Origin of the sequence: Pseudomonas sp. HLS-6 (genome assembly GCF_002753995.1) — a bacterium.
In the GTDB taxonomy this organism is placed as follows: domain Bacteria; phylum Pseudomonadota; class Gammaproteobacteria; order Pseudomonadales; family Pseudomonadaceae; genus Aquipseudomonas; species Aquipseudomonas defluvii.
Genome location: NZ_CP024478.1, coordinates 4187627 through 4205153 on the forward strand (window position 1 = coordinate 4187627; position 17527 = coordinate 4205153).

The window sequence follows — 17527 nt, forward strand, 5'->3', positions numbered from 1 at the left end:
AGTCTCCTTCAGGCACTCAGTCGGGTATGTTCAGCCACTGCACGCTCAACCCAGGCACGCGCCTGGCCGAGGTAGTGTGCAGGGTCCAGCAGACGATCGAGCTCGTCTGCCGACAGTTCGGCGCTCACCTGCGGATCGTCGCCGAGCACCGCGCGCAGGTGGCGTTGTTCAGCCACTGCACGCTTGCAGCAGCTCTCCAGCAGGTGGTGGGCATGGTCACGCCCCAAGCGTTGCGCCAGCACGATACTCACCGCCTCAGCCAAGACCAGGCCTTGGGTAAGCTCCAGATTGCGACGCATCCGTGCGGCATCGACCTCCAGGCCATCGGCCAGAATCTGCGCCTGACGCAAGGCACCGGACACCAGGCAGCAGATCTCCGGCAGTGTTTCCCATTCGGCATGCCACAGGCCCAGGCTGCGCTCATGCTCCTGAGGCATCGCGCTGAACAAGGTCGATAACAAGCCTGGCACGCGCGTCGCGGCACCGATCAAAACTGCGGCTCCCACCGGATTGCGCTTGTGCGGCATGGTCGAGGAGCCGCCCTTGCCCGGAGCAGAAGGCTCAAACACTTCGGCCGCTTCGGTTTGCATCAACAGGCTGACATCCCGGCCCAACTTGCCCAAGGTGCCGGCGATCAACGCAAGCACGGAAGCAAACTCCACCAGGCGATCCCGTTGAGTGTGCCAGGGCTGCTCGGGCAGGCTCAGGTGCAACTGCTCAGCCAGAGCGTCGGCAACCCGTAAACCCTGTTCCCCCAAGGCAGCCAAGGTGCCAGAAGCCCCACCGAACTGCAGGCAGAAGACTCGAGGCTTGAGTTCCTGCAAGCGTTGACGGTGCCGCGTCAGGGCACCCAAGGTGCCGGCGATTTTCATTCCCAGCGTCACCGGGGTGGCATGTTGCAGCCAGGTGCGTCCGGCCAGTGGCGTATCGGCATGGGCCAGGGCTTGGCGTGCTAGCGCCTCGCACAGCTGTGCGAGGTCTGCTTCGATCAGGCCCAGCGCATCACGCAGTTGCAGCACCAGGCCGGTGTCCATCGCGTCCTGGCTGGTAGCGCCGAGGTGAACGAAACGCTCGGCTTGCGGCACGTCACTGGCGATCACCTTGCCCAATGCCTTTACCAATGGAATTGCCGAGTTACCGGCCACGGCGATGGCTTCAGCCAACGCACCGAAATCGTAATGAGCGGCCTGGCAGGCCGCTTCTATGGGCGCTACCGCCTCCTGCGGGATAACCCCGACAGCGGCTTCGGCACGGGCCAGCGCGGCTTCAAAATCAAGCATGCCCTGCACTCGACCACGGTCGGAAAATACCTCACGCATGGCAGGTGCTGTGAAATAGGCATCGAACAATTGGTTGCCCGGTCGTTGAGTCATGGCAGGTCCTTCAACAAAACGCACCGCCAAGGGTACGCCAGTAGATCAATGATCGTTATGCAAACAGGCCGCCTGATTCGGCAGACGCGGGCTGAGTAGTGAGCAACTGCACAATGTAGCGAACAGAAGTCATGGCTACTTACTCTTGGAGGGTTATGAAAGTCTAGACAGGCTTGGCAACACCCTAGCTCCACATAACAATCACCCCATCACCCAGACCTTGCGTGGAGGCCGGGCGATGAGGTCATTGGTTTACACGCGCTCGATCGCCAGCGCCAAGCCTTGGCCAACCCCAACACACATGGTTGCCAGGCCTTTACGGCCACCGGTTTTTTCAAGTTGGTGCAGCGCGGTCAGAATCAAGCGCGCGCCACTCATGCCCAATGGATGCCCCAAGGCGATGGCGCCGCCGTTGGGGTTGACCTGCGGTGCATCGTCCGCTAGCCCCAACTCACGCAGTACAGCCAAGCCTTGGCTGGCGAAGGCCTCGTTGAGCTCGATGACGTCGAAGTCGGTCACGGCCAGGCCAAGACGCTCGACCAGCTTGCGCACAGCAGGCACCGGACCAATACCCATGACACGTGGTGCAACACCGGCACTGGCCATGCCCAGCACGCGCGCACGCGGCGTCAGGCCGTGTTTTTTCACTGCTTCGGCTGATGCCAGGATCATCGCTGCGGCACCATCGTTGACGCCCGAAGCGTTGCCTGCGGTAACCGTCTTGTCCGGACCATTGACCGGCTTGAGCCTGGTCAGTGCTTCCAGCGTGGTATCGGCACGTGGGTGTTCGTCCTGCTCGACAACCGTCTCGCCCTTCTTGTGCGCAATACGCACCGGCACGATTTCCTCGGCGAAGAAGCCGGCGGCCTGGGCCTGGGCGGTACGCTGCTGACTGCGCAGGGCAAAGGCGTCCTGATCGGCACGCGACACCTGATAGTCATCTGCTACGTTGTCGGCAGTCTGCGGCATGGCATCGACACCGTACTGGGCTTTCATCAACGGGTTGATGAAGCGCCAGCCAATGGTGGTGTCTTCCAGCTTCATGTTGCGCGAGTAGGCGCTATCGGCCTTGCCCATGACGAACGGGGCACGCGACATCGACTCGACGCCACCGGCAATTGCCAGTTCCATCTCGCCGCTGGCAATGGCGCGGAAGGCTGTACCGACCGCATCCATGCCCGAGGCACAGAGGCGGTTAAGGGTTACACCCGGCACACTGTCCGGCAGGCCAGCCAGCAACAGTGCCATACGGGCAACGTTGCGGTTGTCTTCGCCGGCCTGGTTGGCGCAGCCCAGGAACACTTCATCGATCTGGTCCCACTGTACCGACGGGTTGCGTTCGATCAGCGCCTTGAGCGGCACGGCTGCCAGGTCATCGGCACGCACACTGGCCAAACCGCCACCGAAACGACCGATGGGGGTACGAATTGCATCGCAAATAAAGACGTCACGCATTAGGCTTCTCCTGGGGCTTGGCCATGAGCGGCCGCCGTACGCGCTTCCAGATCACGCAGGGCAGTCAGTTCAACTTCGCTAGGCTCGGCAGTCTGCGCTACGTTTTCGGCAAAACGGATCGGCCAGCCAGTCGCGGCGATAATCTGTTCACGGGTAACACCCGGGTGGATCGAGGTCACCACAAACTCGTTGGTACCCGCTTCCGGTTCCATGATGCACAGGTCGGTGATGATGCCTACCGGCCCTTCACCTGGCAGCCCCAGGCGTTTGCGCGAGTCACCGCCTTCGCCATGACCGACTGAGGTGATGAAGTCCAGCTTGTCGACGAACGCACGCGACGACTGCTTGAGGATGATCAGCACTTGTTTGGCGGAGCCGGCAATTTCTGGTGCGCCACCTGCACCTGGCAGGCGAACCTTGGGTTGATGGTAATCACCCACCACCGTGGTGTTGATGTTGCCGAAGCGGTCGACCTGGGCAGCACCGAGGAAGCCCACGTCAATACGCCCGCCCTGCAGCCAGTAGCGGAAAATTTCGCCGGTCGGCACAACGGTATCAGCGGTCTCAGCGAGTTCACCGTCACCGATGGACAGCGGCAGGACAGTCGGCTTGGCACCAATCGGGCCCGACTCATAAATCAGTACCACGTCCGGGGACGAGGTCAGCCGCGCCAGGTTGGCGGCCTTGGATGGCAGGCCAATGCCAACGAAGCATACGGCACCATTGCGCAGACGACGGGCTGCGGCGACGGTCATCATTTCATTGGTGGAGTAGCTCATTATTCAGCCTCCGAAGCGCTGGCCAGTTTTGCCTTGAACGCGTTGAAATCAGCAGTGCCGCGGATGTATTCATCGATCCAGGCGGTGAAGGTCTCACGGCTGCGGGCGATAGGGTCCCAGGCCTGGTAGAAACGGTTGTCACGCTCGTAGTAGCCATGGGCATAGGACGGGTGCGCGCCCCCAGGAACCAGGCAGACAGCAGACAGAGCCCAGGTCGGCAGAACGCAAGCGTTCATCGGCGCATTCAGGTCGTCGACGATCTCTTCGACGGTGACGATGCAGCGCTTGGCAGCCAGGGCGGCCTCTTTCTGTACACCGAGGATGCCCCACAGCAGCACGTTGCCCTTGCGGTCGGCTTTCTGCGCGTGAATCACCGTGACATCGGGGCGTACCGACGGCACCGCAGCCAGCACTTCACCGGTGAACGGGCAGGTGACACTCTTGATCAGCGGGTTGACCTTCGGCAGGTCAGAGCCGGCGTAAGCACGCAACACTGCAAATGGCAGACCGGAAGCACCTGCAACATAGGCGTTGGCCAGGTCGGCGTGGCTGTGCTCTTCGATTTCCATGGCGTGCGGCCATTGTTTTTCCACTGCATCGCGCAGGCGGTGCAAGGAACCTACACCTGGGTTACCGCCCCAGGAGAAGATCAGTTTCTTGGCACAACCGGCACCGATCAATTGATCGTAGATCAAGTCAGGCGTCATACGAACCAGGCTCAGATTCTTCTTGCCCTGACGAATGATTTCATGACCGGCCGCGGTCGGGATCAAATGTGTGAAGCCTTCGAGAGCGACGCTGTCGCCATCGTTGACGAACTGCTTCACGGCGTCGTGGAGCGAGAGGATTTCAGCCATTACAGACTCCTGGTAGTCGCTGAAGTCGAGGGAGGATTGACCTCAGATTAAGGCCGTCCAGAACGCGGTTCAATCCGATAATCGACTAAGCGTTCGATAATCGAACCGATTGTTCCTACTCCGATCACTGCCTGCGCGCTCTCCTGCAGGCAACGCCTGCAGGGCCAGAAATGGAGGGGGTCAATCAGCGGCCGACCCTGTCGAGGATCGGCCGCAATGCGCTATCAGGTCGCGTCAGCGTGGCTAACCAGGCCCTTCATGATCACCGCCACCGTGGCCAGGCCAGCAGGGATCACCAATGCGGTCAGTACCTGCTCGAAGTTCCAGCCAAGCCCTAGCAGCGTTGCACCCATCCAGGCACCGAGGATCGCGCCGAACCGACCGATACCCAGCATCCACGACACGCCTGTGGCACGCCCCTGGGTTGGGTAGAAACGCGCTGCCAACGACGGCATGGCCGATTGCGCACCGTTGACGCACATGCCCGCAATCAATACCAGCGTCGCCAACAGGGTGATATCGCCAAGGCTCTGCCCTACTGCGTAGGCAAAGACGCCTGCCAGCAGGTAGAACACGCCGATGACCTTGTGCGGGTTGAAACGGTCCATCGCCCAACCCACCGCGACGGCGCTCAGCACACCACCAAACTGGAACAGCGCACCAATGAACGCTGCCTGCTCCATGCTGGCGCCACTTTCGCGCATCAGGGTCGGCAACCAACTGGTCAGCAGGTACACGATCACCAGGCCCATGAAGTAAGTGAGCCACAACAGCAGGGTGCCAATGCTGTAGGTTCCGGAGAAAATCACCGCGAACACATTGCGCGCCTTGACCGTTTTCTGCTCAGGAACACTGAAGCTTGCGGCCTGGGCGACCGTAACCGGGTCAATGGGGGAAAGGGTCTTGCGTACTTTGTCGTTACCACGGTTGCGAACTACCAGGTAACGCGCTGACTCCGGTAACCAGGCCAGCAGCACCAACGCCAACAGCAAGGGCAGAACACCCCCAATCAGCAGCAGGCTATGCCAGCCAAACACGGGAATCAGCTTGGCAGAAATAAAACCACCACCGGCCATGCCCAGGTTGAAACCACAGAACATGCTGGTGACCAGCAGCGACTTGTGCCGCTCAGGGGTGTACTCAGACAGCAGCGTTGTGGCATTAGGCATACCGGCACCAAGCCCCAGGCCAGTCAGGAAGCGCAGCACCAGCAACTGATCGACATTGCTGCTGTAAGCCGAAGCAAGGCTGAAGGCACCAAACAGAATCACTGCCCCCACCAGCACTACCTTGCGCCCAAAACGATCAGCCAGCGGGCCAGAACCCAAGGCACCGAAAACCATGCCGATCAACGCGGCACTCATGACCGGCCCCAGGCTGGCACGGTCGATACCCCAATCCTGGGATAACGCGGGCGCGATAAAGCCCATGGCGGCGGTATCCAAACCATCCAGGAAAACGATCAAGAAACACAGAACAACCACACGCCATTGGTAGCGTGAGAGGGGTTGTGCATTGATGAAGGACTGCACATCAAGGCAGTTTCCAACTGAAGCTTGAGGACTGTTCATTATTGTTATCCAGAAAAAATGCGTGAAAGTACGCATGCGCGCGTAAAACGCACAGACGGTTGGAGGACGCAGTCTTTTCGGGGGCTCAGCTTCCGCGCAGGACGCGGTCGGACAGGCGTGCGGGAACAGGAAGGATAGTATTCATGGGGCTTGGCCTCTCGCTAATTATTATGTTCGAGCAGTCGGGCTACTCGATGCGAGGGACATTAATCAGGCACCCGATACCGCGCAATTCGACAAACGCAACTCTGTGCGTTTATCGAACAACATTGAACAGCCCACTCAAGCGAACAGTTGCGCACTCAGATCACGACTGGCCGCCAACATGATGGGCAGGAACCGCTGTTCCAGTTCGCTGCGACTGACACGCCCGGCATGTGTACTGACATTCAAGGCTGCCAGCACCTGGCCCGACGAATCGTAGACCGGTACAGCGATCGAGCGCAGGCCCTGCTCCAACTCCTGATCGACAATACACCAGCCTTGCTGGCGAACCTGCTGCAAGCATTCAAGCAGCGCCTCTGGATCACGAATGGTTCGACTGGTCTTGGCCTGTAAATCCGCGTGTTCCAGGTACTCATGCAAGGTGGCATCGTCAAGTGCCGCCAGCAGGATCCTGCCCATCGAGGTGCAATAAGCCGGTAGCCGCCCGCCCACCGACAGGTCCACTGAAATCAGCCGCTGTACCGTGGCCGAACGCGCGATGTACAGGATATCGTCGCCTTCCAGCGTGGCCATGTTGCAGGCTTCATGCAACTGGTCACTCATACGGTCCAGATAGGGCTGGGCCGACACCGCCAACGGCGTGGACGACAGGTAGGCATGCCCCAGGGTCAGCACTTTGGGAAGCAGCGAATAGGTACGGCCGTCCGTGGTCGCATACCCCAGTTTGATCAAGGTATGCAGGCAGCGGCGCACCGCAGCACGGGGGATCTCGGTACGGTGACTGATCTGGGCAATGGTCAGATGGCGCTTGCGCTCCTGAAAAGCCTGCACGACCGCCAGCCCCCTGGCCAACGAAGTCATAAAGTCCGGGTCGCCAGTGAATGCCTGGATGCGCTTGGCCGGCGAAGCCACGATCGGGGGTGCCAACGAAGCAAAGGAGCTTCGCAGCTGGTCGTTGAGTCCTGGCCCTTTAGGCTGTAGTTCGTCGTTCATGGCTTACCTCGGCAAAACGCTCACGAGTGCGATTATCGAACCATCGACCGATAATCGCAATTGACCGCACCCCACAATTGCTTATACCTTTCTCCAGCCACCATGTGGCTTCTTGGAGAGACTGGTCAGGTACCCACCGTAGAAGTCCCAGGCACGGCCTTGCTCTCGAAGCGAGGCCGTTTTTTATTTTTTGCAGCGACTCAACAACCCGTTCAGCGCATGTATGGACGATCATCATTTACGTTCATGAATGCGCAACAGAACTTTGTTGTTGCAGCCGAGGCAGTACCGAACGATAGAGTTATTCAACTCACTTGCTATAATCCAACTTACGTTTTGATGACACGGTAGTGCACGCCGTCACTCGAGCCTCATGCAAATGTGCTCAACGGCTCGACGACAGCGCCTTGAAAGCTTCAAAATACCCGTGGTCATCCGTTTACCCGGAAATACCCCGGACTGCCCACGGTGTTTCATACACAATTGTCGCGTATGAAGCCTGCCTGCGGGACAGCATCCGCCTTAACACCAGAGTGTCATTTCAACTATCAGGTAACAACTGTGACGAAAGATGAACTGCGCGCGGAACTTGAGCGCCAGGAACAACGTTACAAGGAAGTTTACGGTGGTGAAGTAACCACCTACGCGGCCCAGCCCGACCCGGAACGCAAACCGTGGCGCAAACGCGCCAGCGTTCTTGACCAGGCATTTGCCCAGGAACTGCAGAAAATGGAAAAGGAGCTCAAGGCCGAGGAGCCTTAGCATCGTTTTCAAACCGCCTACCCGCCTTGCCCTGAGGGCTCTTATCGGGTATGCGTGCAGCGCCATAGCTGGAGGAGTCTTGCGCTGGATCAGTTAACGGTTACGTAATCTCACAAATTTCATACAAACGTATGATTTTTTTGAGCTCGTTTAAAATCCTTGATTTCGCGGAATTTAACCGCAATTTCACCGAAATTTATCCGCCTGAACCCGCAAACCCTCTTTTTTCACCGTCGCGATCCATCGCTGGACAGGTACTTACCGACCAGCAGCTAGTGCATCGATTACCGATGATTTCTGGCATAATCGCGCCCCCTTATGACCGGGTCAGAAAACCTTCATGATCGAATTATTCAGCGGACTTGATGCCTGGGTCCTGGTAAGCCTGCTGCTTGCCTTGACCTTCGTGCTCGCATTCGAGTTCATCAATGGCTTTCATGACACCGCCAACGCGGTTGCCACAGTCATCTATACCAAAGCCATGCCACCGCACCTGGCCGTGTTCTTTTCCGGCGTGTTCAACTTTCTCGGTGTTCTGCTCGGCGGCGTCGGGGTGGCCTACGCCATCGTCCACCTGCTGCCGGTAGAACTGCTGATCAATGTGAACACCGGCCACGGCCTGGCCATGGTCTTTTCGCTGCTGGCGGCGGCGATCACCTGGAACCTGGGCACCTGGTATTTCGGGATTCCGGCATCCAGCTCCCATACCCTGATCGGCTCGATCCTGGGCGTGGGCCTGGCCAACGCGATGCTCAACGACATTCCGCTGGGTGATGGCGTCAACTGGCAGAAAGCAATCGATATCGCCATGTCGCTGGTATTGTCGCCAATGGCCGGTTTCCTGGTCGCTGCACTGGTGCTGCTTGCCCTGAAATGGTGGCGCCCGCTGTCGAAGATGCACAAGACCCCGGAAACACGCCGTCAGGTCGACGACAAGAAACACCCTCCGTTCTGGAACCGCCTGGTACTGGTCATTTCAGCCATGGGCGTCAGCTTTGTACATGGCTCCAACGACGGCCAAAAAGGTATCGGCCTGATCATGCTGGTACTGATCGGCATCGTCCCGGCGCAGTTCGTCCTCGACCTGAACAGCACCACCTACCAGATCGAACGCACCCGTGACGCAACCCTGCACCTGAGCCAGTTCTATCAGCGCAACAACGCTACCCTTGGCGAGTTCCTCGCACTGGGCAAGGCAAAGAATGGCGACCTGCCGGAGCAGTTCAGTTGCAACCCGCAGCAGACCGAACCGACCATCAATGCCCTGACACAATCGCTCGCGGGCGTCTCCGACTACCACTCGCTGTCGCCTGAAAAGCGCGTCGAAGTGCGACGCTACCTGCTTTGCCTGGACGACACCGCGAAGAAGGTCGGCAAGCTGCCGAACCTGCAAGCGCGTGAAAAAGCCGACCTGGAGAAGCTGCGTAAAGACCTCACCGCCACCACCGAGTACGCGCCGTTCTGGGTAATCCTGGCTGTCGCCCTGGCACTGGGTGTCGGGACCATGGTTGGCTGGAAACGGGTTGTACTGACCATTGGCGAAAAAATCGGCAAGCAAGGCATGACCTACGCCCAGGGCATGTCGGCACAGATCACCGCAGCCTGCGCCATCGGCATGGCCAACGTGTTCAGCCTGCCCGTGTCGACCACCCATGTACTGTCCTCTGGCGTTGCCGGCACCATGGTCGCGAACAAGAGCGGCCTGCAAGGCGGCACTGTCCGCACCATCCTTCTGGCCTGGGTATTGACCTTGCCAGCATCGATGTCGCTGGCAGCCGGGCTGTTCTGGCTGGCATCCAAAGCCATCGCCTGACCCGTAGCCGCACAGTAAAGAAAGGCGCCTCACGGCGCCTTTCTTATGCTTGAAAGCTCCCCAGCACTAGCGGCGCTTACTCCCCAGCAACGACCCCATCAGCCCCCTTACCAACTGCCGCCCCAACTGACCGGCCGCCTGGCGCACTGCCGACTTGATCGCCTGCCCTGCAGCACTCTGTAAAAACTCACCGGCTTTATCGGCAAAACTGTCCTCACTGGCTGCAGACACCTGCTCCGGCACCGGCGCAGTACCTTTACGTGCCGACAACATTTCATAAGCCGATTCGCGGTCTATCGGCTTATCGTAACGACCAGCCAGCGGCGAAGTTGCAATCAGATGTGCTCGCTGTGCGTCACTCAATGGCCCGATACGTGACTGCGGTGGCGCAATCCGCACACGCTGAACCATCCCGGGCGTTCCCTTCTCCTGCAGGGTTCCCACCAATGCTTCCCCGATCTCAAGCTCCGTGAGCACTGAAAGCGTGTCAAACGCCGGATTAGGCCGAAAGCCATCCGCTACGGCCTTGAGCGATTTCTGCTCTTTGGTGGTAAATGCACGCAAGCCATGCTGGATACGCAACCCCAACTGAGCCAGAACATCGTCAGGCAGATCTCCCGGCGACTGGGTAACAAAGTAGACCCCAACGCCTTTGGAGCGGATCAACCGAACCACCTGCTCCAAGCGTTCTTGCAATGCCTTTGGCGTTCCGCTGAACAACAGGTGCGCCTCATCAAAGAACAACGCCAACAGGGGTTTGTCTGCGTCGCCACGCTCAGGTAACTGCTCAAACAGTTCGGCCAGGAGCCAGAGCAGGAAGGTTGCATACACCTTTGGCGCCTCATGCACCAGACGACTGGCATCCAGCAGGTGGATACGCCCGCGCCCATCGGCAGCCGGCTGAAAAAGGTCTTCCAGTTGCAGCGCAGGCTCACCAAACAGCGCCTCGGCGCCCTGCTGCTCAAGACTGGCCAGACGACGCAAGAGCGCCTGGCTGGAGCCGCTGGTCATCAATGCCGCATCGTCGCCCAATACCTGCGGATTGTCCTTCAAGTGCGCAAGCAGTGCCTTGAGGTCCTTGAGGTCAAGAAGCAGTAACCCTTCTCGATCCGCCACCTTGAACGCGGCATACAGCGCGGCTTGCTGGCTGTCTGTCAGCTCCAGCAAGTTACCCAACAGTAGCGGCCCCATCTCGCTGAGCGTCGTGCGCAAGGGGTGGCCCGACTGGCCGTGAACATCCCACAAGGTAACCGGGTAGGCCTGCGGGCGATGCTCAAGCCACGGCATCGAGGCGATGCGCTCGGCGACTTTCCCCTGCGGATCGCCCTCTGCGCCGAGGCCGCACAAGTCACCTTTGACATCGGCGGCAAACACCGCCACACCCGCGTCGCTAAAAGCCTCGGCCAAGTGCTGTAACGTCACGGTCTTTCCGGTACCCGTGGCACCCGCCACCAGCCCGTGACGGTTGGTCAGACGCAGCGCCTGAACGACGGGCTGACCATCAACATCTGCGCCCAGTACGACGTGTGCGGAGTCAGTCATTATTTTTTCTTCCTCTATTCAAGCTTTGCATGAAAGCGGTCGATAGCTAGGTGTGATGCACCGCACCAAAAGCCAGAAAAAGACCCGACAAGGACATCGGCCCCTGCACTGCTTTGAAGCTGTTCTTTGTGCGACAGACCCGGATTAGAAGACCTTAGCGGACATATACGTTATGAACAAAAGCCTCCGTTTCAGCCATAAGATCCTAATGGCCGCTTCATTGATCGTCATGATCGCCTTCGCCCTCTTTACCTTGTACAACGATTACCTGCAGCGTAATGCGATTCGCGATGATCTGAAAAACTATCTTGAGGAAATGGGCGAATCCACATCGACCAACATCAAGAACCTGTTTGACGGTCGTATTCTGCTGGTACAAAACGCGGCCCAGAACATCGCCGCCTTCCCCAATCAAGAAGCCATCGGCACGATACTCGGCCAACAATCGCTTGTTTCAAGCTTCCTGACGGTTTACCTGGGCGACATCAATGGTGGCTTCACCATTCGTCCGCTGACCAAGATGCCCGACGGTTACGACCCACGTGTTCGCCCTTGGTACAAGGATGGCCTGGCAGCCAATGGCCCGATCCTGACCGAACCTTACATCGACGCCAGCACCGGCAAGATGGTGATTTCCGTGGTGGTCACGGCAGCCCGTAATATCGGCGTGGTCGGCGGTGACCTGGCCCTCGACGGCCTGACAGAGATCATCAATTCGCTGAACTTTGGCGGCATGGGCTATGCCTTCCTGGTGAACGATCAGGGCAAAATCCTGGTGCACCCCGACAAAAACCTGGTGATGAAGTCACTGTCGGACCTGTTCCCGCAGAACACCCCAAGCCTCACCAAGGAAATGAGCGAAGTCGAGCTTAACGGCCGCACCCGCGTACTGAGCTTTGCGCCAGTCAAAGGCCTGCCGTCAGCCAACTGGTACATCGGCCTGTCCATCGACAAGGAGAAAGCCTATGCCATGCTCAGCAAATTCCGCACCTCGGCGATCATCGCCACCCTGGTCGCCATCGTTATCATCATCGCCCTGCTAGGCCTGCTGATTCGCATGCTGTTGCAACCCTTGAACATCATGACCAAGGCAATGGAAGACATTGCTGAAGGTGAAGGTGACCTGACAAAACGCCTGAACATTCACAACCACGATGAGTTCGGCACCCTGGGCAAGGCATTCAACCGTTTCGTCGAGCGCATCCACGGCTCTATTCGCGAAGTGTCTTCGGCGACCCAACAGGTCAATGAAGTGGCATTGCGTGTAATCAGCGCCTCAAACTCGTCGATGGTCAACTCTGACGAACAGTCCAACCGCACCAACAGCGTTGCCGCAGCAATCAATCAGTTGGGTGCCGCCGCCCAGGAAATCGCCCATAACGCTGCGCAGGCCTCACAACAGGCCAGTTCTGCACGGCACCTGGCCGAAGAAGGTCAGCAGGTGGTCGACCGCAATATCCAGGCCATGAATCGCCTGTCTGACCTGATCTGCACGTCCAGCGCCCACATCGAGACGCTCAACAACAAGACGGTCAACATTGGCCAAATCCTTGAAGTCATCACCAGCATCTCGCAGCAAACCAACCTGCTGGCACTCAACGCAGCGATCGAAGCTGCGCGAGCCGGCGAGGCCGGTCGTGGTTTTGCGGTGGTTGCTGATGAAGTCCGCAACCTGGCACACCGCACGCAAGAGTCGGCACAACAGGTGCAGAACATGATTGAGGAGTTGCAGGTTGGCGCCCGTGAGTCGGTTGACACCATGAGTCAGAGCCAGCGCCACAGCCAGGACAGCGTGTCGATCGCCAACCAGGCAGGCGAGCGCCTGAGCAGCGTGACACAGCGCATCGGCGAGATTGACGGCATGAACCAATCGGTCGCTACCGCCACTGAAGAGCAGACGGCGGTTGTCGACTCGATCAACATGGACATCAATGAAATCAACATGCTCAACCAGGAAGGTGTCGAGAACCTGCAATCGACCCTGCGCGCCTGCTCAGACCTGGAACAACAGGCTACCCGCTTGAAACACCTGGTCGGCAGCTTCCGCATTTAACGCCACCTGCAGGCAGCGACGCCCGTCGCTGCCTGCCCTCCCCCCGCACACCCAACCGACCACACCTGCAGTCTCTGGCGCGAAGCGCGGACGGATGGCTCATACCGAAATCGCGCGAAACCGCCGAATCAGTTGAACACCACGGTTTTGTTGCCGTGCACCAGTACGCGATCTTCCAGGTGATAACGCAGGCCACGGGCCAGCACCATCTTCTCGACATCCCGGCCGAAACGAACCATGTCTTCAATGGTGTCGCTATGGCTGACGCGCACCACATCCTGTTCAATGATCGGGCCGGCATCCAGCTCTTCAGTGACATAGTGGCAGGTTGCACCGATCAGCTTCACGCCGCGCACTGCCGCCTGGTGGTAGGGCTTGGCGCCAACGAACGACGGCAGGAAACTGTGGTGAATATTGATCACCTTCTGCGCATATTCCTGGCACAACTGTGGTGGCAGGATTTGCATGTAGCGCGCCAGCACGACCACATCGGCGGCATGCTCTTTGACCAGGCGCGAAACCTCGGCAAATGCAGGCTGCTTGTCTTGAGGGTCGACAGGGACATGGAAGAACGGGATGCCGTGCCACTCAACCATGCTGCGCAGGTCGTTGTGGTTGGAAATCACGCACGGAATCTCGCAATCCAGTTCATTGCTGTGAAAACGGTGAAGCAGGTCGGCCAGGCAATGGGACTCGCGACTGGCCATCAACACCACACGCTTCTTCTGGTCGGTATCGGTGATCCGCCAAACCATGGAGAACTCTTCTGCGATAGGCGCGAAGGCCTCGCGAAAAGCCTCGATACCAAACGGCAGGGTTTCAGCGCGAATTTCGTGACGCATGAAGAACCAGCCGCTCAATTCATCGGAATGGTGGCTCGCTTCGTTGATCCAGCCGTTGTAGGACGCCAGGAAATTACTGACTTTGGCGACGATGCCGACGCGGTCGGGGCACGCAATCACCAGCCGATAGGTGCGCATGAAAATTGACTCCAGAACTTCGCAAAGGTGCTCATTCTAACGATTGCCCAGCAAAACTGCAGTAATGATTGCAACTGCCGGGTCGGCAGATGGACGGTGGCCGCAAGGTCTTCGACCACTGGCGCTACGCCAGCTGCGACAAAAAGTTACTTGTTCCAAGACACTTTAAGTTTGTAAATTTCTACCTGACAGATTCCAGACATTAAAATGCGTTCATGTGATTTTCGAGTTTAATGTTTACTTGACGAAAACCTCTGACTATTATTGCGGCACTGTTTCCCTTTCCACCAAGGATTGCCCCATGTCCCTGATCAACGAATACCGCGCTACAGAAGAAGCCATCAAAGAACTGCAGGCCCGTCTGAAAAACCTGTCGGAAGACGACAAACTACAGAAAGAGCTGGAGTTCGAAGGCAAATTGCGCGAGCTGATGGGCGAGTATCAAAAGTCGCTGCGCGACATCATTGCCCTGCTGGACCCAGAAGCCAAACTGAACAAAGCACCACGTGGCGCGGTGAAAACCACCGGTACCAAGCGCGCGCGCAAGGTCAAACAATACAAGAACCCACATAACGGCGAAGTCATCGAAACCAAAGGTGGCAACCACAAGACACTGAAAGAGTGGAAAGCCAAGTGGGGCGGCGACGTGGTTGAAGGCTGGGCAACGCTGCTCGGTTAATCACGACCGGCATATACTGATGCCTGTAATAAAAACGCCAGCATGCTGGCGTTTTTTATGTTCGCAATATTTTACATCTGTAAACGCACCTTAAGCGCCTGAACATATTCACGCCACGTACCGAGCAATCCACGCTGCTGCTCCGTTGCCTGAGCCCAACAGCCCTCCAGCGCCTGTTCGAAGGCGGGCAGCGTGTTGGGCGCGCCCATGGCCTCGTCCGTCAAACGCTGTCGACAGAACTCGACCCAACGTTGATGCTCTTCAGCACTCAAGGTCTCAGGAAAGTTTCGGGCACGATAACGGAACAACAGCTCCGGTAAGCGTTCGTCATCAAACATCCACTGCCCGCTCACCAATTGTTGTGGATCAACACTGCGCACCTGCTCGCACAAGCGACGATCACGCTCGCCTAAAAAACCCTCGTACAGTTGCTGTTCGGGGTCTTCACAGGACGAAAATTCCTCGGAGGCATAAACCGTTTTCAACTTATCTTGAACAATCGCCTGATGACCTTGCAGCTCAGCAGCCCTGTCGTGATACAGCTGCATATCCAGCGCCAAGCGCTGCTGATCTTCATTGCGCAATACCGACAACGGTGCAATCACCGGGCAACGATTTATGTGAATCAACTTCAAGGGTACCGGTAGCTGCCCCTCGGCTAACGACTCACGGCGCGTGTATAAATGCTGGCGTATTACCTCGGCCTCTTCCTCCAGCAAAGGCTGGGGATCCAGGTGCAGGTCACAGACAATCAGTGCATTGCGATTACGTGGGTGCCACGCTAAAGGCAACACCACACCCAGATAATTACGCGCGGCGGAAAAGCGACCGGAGATATGTACAACGGGCTGCATCAATCGAATATGGTCGAGTACTTTCTGCTTGCTACGCAGTTGAAACAGCCAGTCGTATAGCTTCGGTTGTTTTTGTCTGATCAACCTTGCCATCGCAATAGTGGCACGCACGTCGGACAACGCCTCATGCGCCTGGCCGTGATCGATACCATTGGCGGCAGTCAGCAGTTCGAGCTTCAGGCTGATGCGTCCGTCCTGCTCAGGCCAATTGATGCCATCCGGGCGTAAAGCGCAGGCGGCCCGTACCGTGTCGATCAGGTCCCAACGGCTATTGCCACCTTGCCACTCTCGGGCATAGGGGTCGAAAAAGTTACGGTAAAGGCTGTAACGCGTGACCTCGTCGTCAAAACGCAAGGTGTTGTAACCCGCACCACAGGTACCCGGGCGCGCCAGCTCGGCATGAATGCGCGTCATGAATTCAGCTTCGCCAAGGCCATGATCGGCCAAGTGCTGCGGCGTAATGCCAGTGATCAGGCACGCCGCTGGGTGCGGCAAAATATCGTCACTGGGTCGACAGTAGAGGTTGACCGGCGCCTCGATCTCGTTGAGCTCAAGGTCAGTGCGCACACCGGCAACCTGCAACGGGCGATCGCTACGGGGGTTGATGCCGGTGGTTTCGTAGTCGTGCCAGAAGATGCTGGAGCTCACGGGAATTCCCTGATCAGAAAATCCCCCGAGTCTACCTCAAGCCGAAGCGCTCAATGGGTAGAAGCTGAAGTAGTTGCGCAGGGCAAGCACCAGGTGATCATACTCACGAGGAGGGTGCAGCAGCATGAAGCCAGAGTCGTAGTGGCCTGGCGTCTGGTCCTCATGGCACCAGAGGCAACTGGCCGTCAGATTGATCAGGTGCTGGGCACCGTCAATGCCGGGCAAACGGATCTGCAACTCGAAATCCGGTCCCACCAGCAGAGGCAGCTGGCTGATCAGCATCAGGCCGTCTTCCGACACATTACCCAAGTAACCAATAGGCTGATCGGTAAGGCGGTTGAAGACTTTGAGGAAATAAGGGAGCTGGTGTCGCTCGATATGGCGCTCGGTAAACATGGTTCGAACCACTGTCGGAAACCCTTGAGCAGGGTCGCGCTAGTACTGCCGATGGGGAGGCGCTTGCCTATGACAAGACTAGCGCAACATACCCCATACGTCACAATCGAACCCTAGTACTTTCGCACTAGCGCCAGGAGGTAACCGCTGCCGGGCGGGTAATCGCCTCCTCACCTGCGCGGTAGTGGCCAAGGCGTTCCAGCGTCTGCAAACGTGCCCGGGCACGGAACGCATATTCGTTCTGTGGGTAACGCTGAATGATGTACTGGTAAGTCTGTACCGCGTCCGGGTAGAGCTTCTGGCGCTCCAGGCATTGCCCCCGCAGCATCGCGACTTCCGGCTGTACGAACGGCCGGGCTCGGCTGGTACGGTCGACCTGGGACAGCTCGAGCATCACCCGCTCGCAGTTACCCCGATCATAGGCACGGTAGGCATTATTCAAATGGTGGTCCATCGACCAGCGGGTACAGCCGACGACACTGGTCGCCAAGGCTAAGACTATCAAGGCTCGCATGGGGGATTCTCCTGTGATGTGCAGTGTATCGGCTTTTGGCCGCAAATCTGAAGACGAGCCACCCGACACACGTCCTACGGTTCAAACGACCTG

15 protein-coding genes and 1 pseudogene are annotated in these 17527 nt (G+C 58.2%); 5 read left to right on the forward strand and 11 right to left on the reverse strand.

Going from position 1 to position 17527, the window contains the following annotated elements; translation table 11 throughout:
- Nucleotides 1-8 precede the first annotated feature (8 nt).
- The 6 genes from CS390_RS19650 to pcaR all read right to left on the reverse strand — a co-directional run bounded on the left by CS390_RS19650 (nucleotide 9) and on the right by pcaR (nucleotide 7193).
- On the reverse strand, nucleotides 9-1373 hold the full coding sequence (locus CS390_RS19650; RefSeq protein WP_099775676.1) for a 3-carboxy-cis,cis-muconate cycloisomerase: 1365 nt from the start codon (nucleotides 1371-1373) through the stop codon (nucleotides 9-11).
- A gap of 252 nt (nucleotides 1374-1625) precedes the next feature.
- Nucleotides 1626-2828 (reverse strand): 3-oxoadipyl-CoA thiolase, encoded by a 1203-nt coding sequence (gene pcaF / locus CS390_RS19655; RefSeq protein ID WP_065758704.1) that lies wholly within the window; start codon nucleotides 2826-2828, stop codon nucleotides 1626-1628.
- Nucleotides 2828-3610, reverse strand: a complete 783-nt coding sequence (locus CS390_RS19660; RefSeq protein WP_176717404.1) for a CoA-transferase subunit beta — start codon at nucleotides 3608-3610, stop codon at nucleotides 2828-2830. Before CS390_RS19660 ends, pcaF begins: the two co-directional genes overlap by 1 nt.
- Nucleotides 3607-4464, reverse strand: a complete 858-nt coding sequence (locus CS390_RS19665) for a CoA transferase subunit A (RefSeq protein ID WP_065758706.1) — start codon at nucleotides 4462-4464, stop codon at nucleotides 3607-3609. Before CS390_RS19665 ends, CS390_RS19660 begins: the two co-directional genes overlap by 4 nt.
- A gap of 224 nt (nucleotides 4465-4688) precedes the next feature.
- Nucleotides 4689-6035 (reverse strand): MFS transporter, encoded by a 1347-nt coding sequence (locus CS390_RS19670; protein ID WP_099775677.1) that lies wholly within the window; start codon nucleotides 6033-6035, stop codon nucleotides 4689-4691.
- A 282-nt stretch (nucleotides 6036-6317) separates the two neighbouring features.
- Complete coding sequence (pcaR, locus tag CS390_RS19675) at nucleotides 6318-7193, reverse strand: pca regulon transcriptional regulator PcaR (RefSeq protein ID WP_065758708.1); 876 nt, start codon at nucleotides 7191-7193, stop codon at nucleotides 6318-6320.
- A gap of 561 nt (nucleotides 7194-7754) precedes the next feature.
- Between pcaR and CS390_RS19680 the strand changes: the two genes are divergently transcribed.
- Nucleotides 7755-7955 (forward strand): hypothetical protein, encoded by a 201-nt coding sequence (locus CS390_RS19680; protein WP_065758709.1) that lies wholly within the window; start codon nucleotides 7755-7757, stop codon nucleotides 7953-7955.
- A 340-nt stretch (nucleotides 7956-8295) separates the two neighbouring features.
- Complete coding sequence (locus tag CS390_RS19685) at nucleotides 8296-9768, forward strand: inorganic phosphate transporter (protein ID WP_099775678.1); 1473 nt, start codon at nucleotides 8296-8298, stop codon at nucleotides 9766-9768.
- Between the two features lie 66 nt (nucleotides 9769-9834).
- Here CS390_RS19685 and CS390_RS19690 read toward each other — a convergent pair whose 3' ends face one another.
- A complete protein-coding gene (locus CS390_RS19690) occupies nucleotides 9835-11310 on the reverse strand; it encodes a helicase HerA-like domain-containing protein (RefSeq protein ID WP_099775679.1) in 1476 nt (491 codons plus the stop codon).
- Nucleotides 11311-11539: 229 nt separating this feature from the next.
- On the opposite strand from CS390_RS19690, the pseudogene CS390_RS25760 reads away from it, so the two are divergent.
- Together CS390_RS25760 and CS390_RS25765 are read left to right on the forward strand one after the other, a co-directional pair.
- Nucleotides 11540-12505, forward strand: a pseudogene (locus tag CS390_RS25760) (cache domain-containing protein); the annotation flags it as partial.
- A gap of 93 nt (nucleotides 12506-12598) precedes the next feature.
- Nucleotides 12599-13363, forward strand: a complete 765-nt coding sequence (locus tag CS390_RS25765) for a methyl-accepting chemotaxis protein (protein ID WP_371917216.1) — start codon at nucleotides 12599-12601, stop codon at nucleotides 13361-13363.
- 128 nt (nucleotides 13364-13491) lie between these two features.
- Here the strand turns inward: CS390_RS25765 and purU are convergent, their stop codons facing one another.
- Complete coding sequence (gene purU / locus CS390_RS19700; RefSeq protein ID WP_065761852.1) at nucleotides 13492-14343, reverse strand: formyltetrahydrofolate deformylase; 852 nt, start codon at nucleotides 14341-14343, stop codon at nucleotides 13492-13494.
- Nucleotides 14344-14644: 301 nt separating this feature from the next.
- Here purU and mvaT point away from each other — a divergent pair, with 301 nt between their 5' ends.
- A complete protein-coding gene (gene mvaT, locus CS390_RS19705) occupies nucleotides 14645-15022 on the forward strand; it encodes a histone-like nucleoid-structuring protein MvaT (RefSeq protein ID WP_065761853.1) in 378 nt (125 codons plus the stop codon).
- Nucleotides 15023-15093: 71 nt separating this feature from the next.
- On the opposite strand, the gene sbcB is transcribed toward mvaT, so the two are convergent.
- From sbcB to CS390_RS19720, 3 genes are all read right to left on the reverse strand, one after another.
- Nucleotides 15094-16524 (reverse strand): exodeoxyribonuclease I, encoded by a 1431-nt coding sequence (gene sbcB / locus CS390_RS19710; RefSeq protein WP_099775680.1) that lies wholly within the window; start codon nucleotides 16522-16524, stop codon nucleotides 15094-15096.
- Between the two features lie 36 nt (nucleotides 16525-16560).
- Complete coding sequence (locus tag CS390_RS19715; RefSeq protein WP_065761855.1) at nucleotides 16561-16920, reverse strand: PilZ domain-containing protein; 360 nt, start codon at nucleotides 16918-16920, stop codon at nucleotides 16561-16563.
- A gap of 127 nt (nucleotides 16921-17047) precedes the next feature.
- Complete coding sequence (locus CS390_RS19720) at nucleotides 17048-17434, reverse strand: tol-pal system YbgF family protein (protein WP_065761856.1); 387 nt, start codon at nucleotides 17432-17434, stop codon at nucleotides 17048-17050.
- Between the last annotated feature and the right edge of the window lie 93 nt (nucleotides 17435-17527).